General features: G+C 61.6%; 4 protein-coding genes. 1 reads left to right on the top strand and 3 read right to left on the bottom strand.

Going from position 1 to position 3,830, the window contains the following annotated elements; genetic code table 11:
- A partial coding sequence (locus ACXRVY_RS19705; protein ID WP_458238039.1) for a purine-cytosine permease family protein occupies window positions 1–1,064 on the top strand: 1,064 nt, incomplete at its 5' end.
- Between the two features lie 57 nt (window positions 1,065–1,121).
- Here ACXRVY_RS19705 and ACXRVY_RS19700 read toward each other — a convergent pair.
- Genes ACXRVY_RS19700 through lipA form a run of 3 tightly spaced genes read right to left on the bottom strand, consistent with a single transcriptional unit; the run spans window position 1,122 to window position 3,616 of the window.
- Window positions 1,122–1,838, bottom strand: a complete 717-nt coding sequence (locus tag ACXRVY_RS19700; RefSeq protein ID WP_223461632.1) for a L,D-transpeptidase family protein — start codon at window positions 1,836–1,838, stop codon at window positions 1,122–1,124.
- Window positions 1,835–2,593: a M15 family metallopeptidase gene (locus ACXRVY_RS19695; protein WP_223461635.1), complete on the bottom strand. Its 759-nt coding sequence runs from the start codon at window positions 2,591–2,593 to the stop codon at window positions 1,835–1,837. Before ACXRVY_RS19695 ends, ACXRVY_RS19700 begins: the two co-directional genes overlap by 4 nt.
- A 30-nt stretch (window positions 2,594–2,623) precedes the next feature.
- Complete coding sequence (gene lipA / locus ACXRVY_RS19690; protein ID WP_223461637.1) at window positions 2,624–3,616, bottom strand: lipoyl synthase; 993 nt, start codon at window positions 3,614–3,616, stop codon at window positions 2,624–2,626.
- Window positions 3,617–3,830 lie beyond the last annotated feature (214 nt).

The raw sequence follows: 3,830 nt of genomic DNA, 5'->3' as shown, positions 1-3,830 counted from the left end.
GCCTGATGTACCTCGGTTTCAGCGCCACCGGCGCAGTGTTGTCGGGGCAGGCGATCGCGCAGTTGATCAGCGTCAGCGACAGCACCGGCATCCTGATTTTCGCGGCGTGCATCGCGTTCCTGACGATCTTCGGTTATCGGGTGATTCACCTGGTCGGGCGGGTGGCCAGCGTACTGGGCATCATCGCCTTCGCCTACCTGTTCACCCGGTTGATGACCCTCAACGACATCGGCCTGCTGCTCGACAATCGTCACTTTGGCTGGAGCACCTTCCTGCTGGCGGTTTCGCTCTCGGCGTCCTGGCAGATCGCCTTCGGCCCCTATGTGGCGGACTACTCGCGCTACCTGCCGAGCAAGACTTCGTCGTGGAAAACCTTCGCCGCTGTCGGCCTCGGCACGGTGCTGGGAGCGCAGACTTCGATGGTGCTGGGGGTGTTCGCCGCCGCACTGGCCGGGGCGAATTTCCGTGGGCACGAAGTGGCGACCATTGTCGGCCTGGGCAGCACCGGGGTGATCGCGTCCCTGCTGTACCTGAGCATTGTCTTCGGCAAGGTCACGGTGTCCACCCTCAACGCCTACGGCAGTTTCATGTGCATCGCCACCATCATCAGTGGCTTTCGTCGTCGCCTGGAAATCACCGCCCGCCAGCGCATGCTGTTCGTGCTGCTGATCGTCGCGGCGTCCACCGCGCTGGCATTGCTGGGGCAGTACTCGTTCCTCAACTCGTTCAAGTACTTCATCCTGTTTTTGCTGACGTTCTTCACCCCGTGGAGCGCGATCAACCTGGTGGATTACTACTTCATCAACAAGGAGCGTTACGACATCCCGGCGCTGTCCGACCCGGCAGGGCGCTACGGTCGCTGGAACGTGCTGGGGATCAGCGTGTATGTGATCGGCGTGTTGATCCAGTTGCCGTTTGTCGACACCCATTTCTACTCAGGACCAATGGTTGCGCAACTGGGCGGGGTGGATATTTCGTGGATTGTCGGGCTGCTGGTGCCGAGTGTGATCTATTACGCGCTGGCCAAGCCGTCGATGGGTGCGGTGGTGGTTGAGCGGGGGTAATACCCGCACCTGTGGCGAGGGAGCAAGCTCCCTCGCCACAGGTTCAGCGTTTACCAGTTAGCGCTTCGGCAGTCTCCAGCGCTCGCGCAACTGCTCGTACTGCGCTTCGGGCAGTTGCACCAGTACCGGGGATTTGCCCGGGTCCAGCCAGTTGAACAGCCGCGCGATGTTCGCCGGGTCCATGGCCGTACAGCCACGGGTCGGCGCCGTGGGGCCGCGCCAGATGTGGAAGAAAATGCATGAGCCGGCAGCGGGCGAGGCCGGGGTGTTGTGCTGGATGACGATGCCTTGGCGGTATAGCTCATCCGAGCGGCGCATCCGTTCGGAGCTGCTCCAGTCTTTTTCGACGACCGCTCCATCGACCAGTTCGTTGTARCGATTCGATTGGCTGTCATCCACGCATTCGATGGTCGGTGTCAACGGTAGATAAGGCAGGCGGGTTTCGGCCGAAGGCGCGTAGCCAAACGCCGTACCCAGTTTGAACATTCCAGCCGGCGCCTTGCCATCGCCTTCCTGTTTGACCGGTCCTTCAGGTTGCCCGATATCGAGCGGCCCCTTGCCCCAACCCATGCCGTTCTTGCCGAGCACCACTGCAAAGGGTGCGTCGAATTTCTGCAAGGTCTGCCCGCGCCGTTCATAGCGCTGGGCAGTGCCCTGGATGTCATCCCAGCCTTTACTGGTGACCACGATCAGTTGGTCGCTGCCGTCGAGTCCCTGGGCTAATGCAGCCAGCGGAAAAAACGCCACCAACATTGCCTTGAGCAGAATGTTCATGGTGCAGGCGGCGTGATGGGGAAGTCCATGACGTCCGGCTTCTGCGGATTCCCGCTGTACGTGAAGTGCCACCACTCGGCCGAATAACCGACAAAGCCTTCCTTGGCCATGGCACTGGTCAGTCGCTGGCGATTGGTTTTGGCCGTGGCGTTGATCAGCGCCGAGTCGGTGTGCGCACGCTCATCGAAGCAATCGAAACCGGTGCCCATGTCGAGCGCACCGTCGTGCCAGCGCTGGCCGTAAGGCGCCGTGCAATCCACCGGTTTGACGGAAGGCGTCCAAGTATCGGCAGGCAGGGCGTCGGGACCGATCAGGGTCAGGTCGACGGTGTTGCCCCGGGAGTGATTGGACACCCGGGCCACATAACCCAGGCGCCAGAAGTCCTGCTTGTCGACCCGTGGATAGAACTCGGTCTTGAGCGGGTCGCCGGGCTCGGTGGCGAAGCGTCCCATGTCCGCCACCGCGCGCTTGGGTCGATAGCAGTCGAACACCTTCAAGCCGTAGCCTTCGGCTTTCAGTGCCGCTTGTACCCGACCCAGCGCTTTGGCCGCGTCTACCGACATCAGACACTCCGCCGCCTGATAGCCGTCCAGCGCATGCCCGGTGAAGTTGTGGGCGCCGGCGTAGCGGATGTCCTGCTCGATGCCCGGATCGATGCTGCGCACATACACCATGTGCTCGGGCCTCGGCTCATCGGCAAGGCAAGGTGTGGCGAGGCTCAGGCATAGCAGTAACAGACAGGGTGAACGAGACATCGGCAACGGCTCCAGGCATGACCAGTCTGTTCATGATGGCTTGAAACCGTCGCCGCCTCCATGCAGTTGTTGGTCAGCATGATACGACGAGCGCACCAGCGGCCCGGACGCCACGTTCTTGAAACCCATGCGCGTACCTTCTTTGGCGAACCAGGCAAAGGTGTCGGGATGCACGAAACGCTGCACCGGCAAGTGACTGCGCGACGGTTGCAGGTATTGGCCGAGGGTCAGCATGTCGATGTCGTGTTCGCGCATGCGCTGCATGACCTCGATGACTTCCTCGTCGGTTTCGCCAAGGCCCAGCATCAGGCCGGATTTGGTCGGCACGTGGGGTACCGATTGCTTGAATTTCTGCAGCAGGTCCAGCGACCACTCGAAGTCCGAACCCGGCCGCGCGGCCTTGTACAGGCGCGGTACGGTTTCCAGGTTGTGGTTGAACACATCCGGTGGCTCGTTGGCGGTGATCGCCAGGGCCACGTCCATGCGTCCACGATAATCCGGCACCAGGGTTTCCAGTTGCACGCCGGGCGACAGCTTGCGGATCTCGCGCAGGCAATCGACAAAGTGCTGGGCGCCGCCATCGCGCAAATCATCGCGGTCCACCGAGGTGATCACCACGTACTTCAGGCGCAGCTCGGCGATGGCCACGGCCAGGTTCATCGGTTCGTTGACGTCCAGCGGCTTGGGCCGGCCATGGCCGACATCGCAGAACGGGCAACGGCGGGTGCAGATGTCGCCCATGATCATGAAAGTCGCGGTGCCACCGGAAAAACACTCACCGAGGTTCGGGCACGAGGCTTCTTCGCAGACGCTGTGCAGCTTGTGCTTGCGCAGCAGCTGCTTGATCCGGTCGACCTCGGGAGAGATCGGCATGCGCACGCGAATCCAGTCCGGTTTGCGCGGGAATTCTTCCGTGGGAATGATCTTCACCGGAATCCGCGCGACCTTTTCCGCACCGCGCAGTTTGGTGCCGACCTCCACTTTCGCCGGGCTCTTGCCGGTCGATTCGACAATGGCATTCATGATGCTTTCCTTGTGCAGCAGGGTACTGAACCTGTGGGAGACCCCTGTGGGAGCGAGCTTGCTCGCGATGAGGCCAGTACATCCAGCATTGATGTTGAATGTAAGTCCGCCATCGCGAGCAAGCTCGCTCCCACAGGGGTCTCCCACAGGTTCAGTACCCAGCTGCACAAGGAAAACATCATGAATGCCATTGTAGAATAGACCGGCAAGAGCC

This window comes from Pseudomonas sp. P5_A2_2, from assembly GCF_054177685.1.
This window is presented reverse-complemented; position numbering and strand designations above follow the sequence as displayed.

Bases quoted from the DNA above. Each gene is read 5' to 3' on its own strand.
- ACXRVY_RS19695 (WP_223461635.1), bottom strand. From the start codon at position 2,593: ATGTCTCGTTCACCCTGTCTGTTACTGCTATGCCTGAGCCTCGCCACA.
- lipA (WP_223461637.1), bottom strand. From the start codon at position 3,616: ATGAATGCCATTGTCGAATCGACCGGCAAGAGCCCGGCGAAAGTGGAG.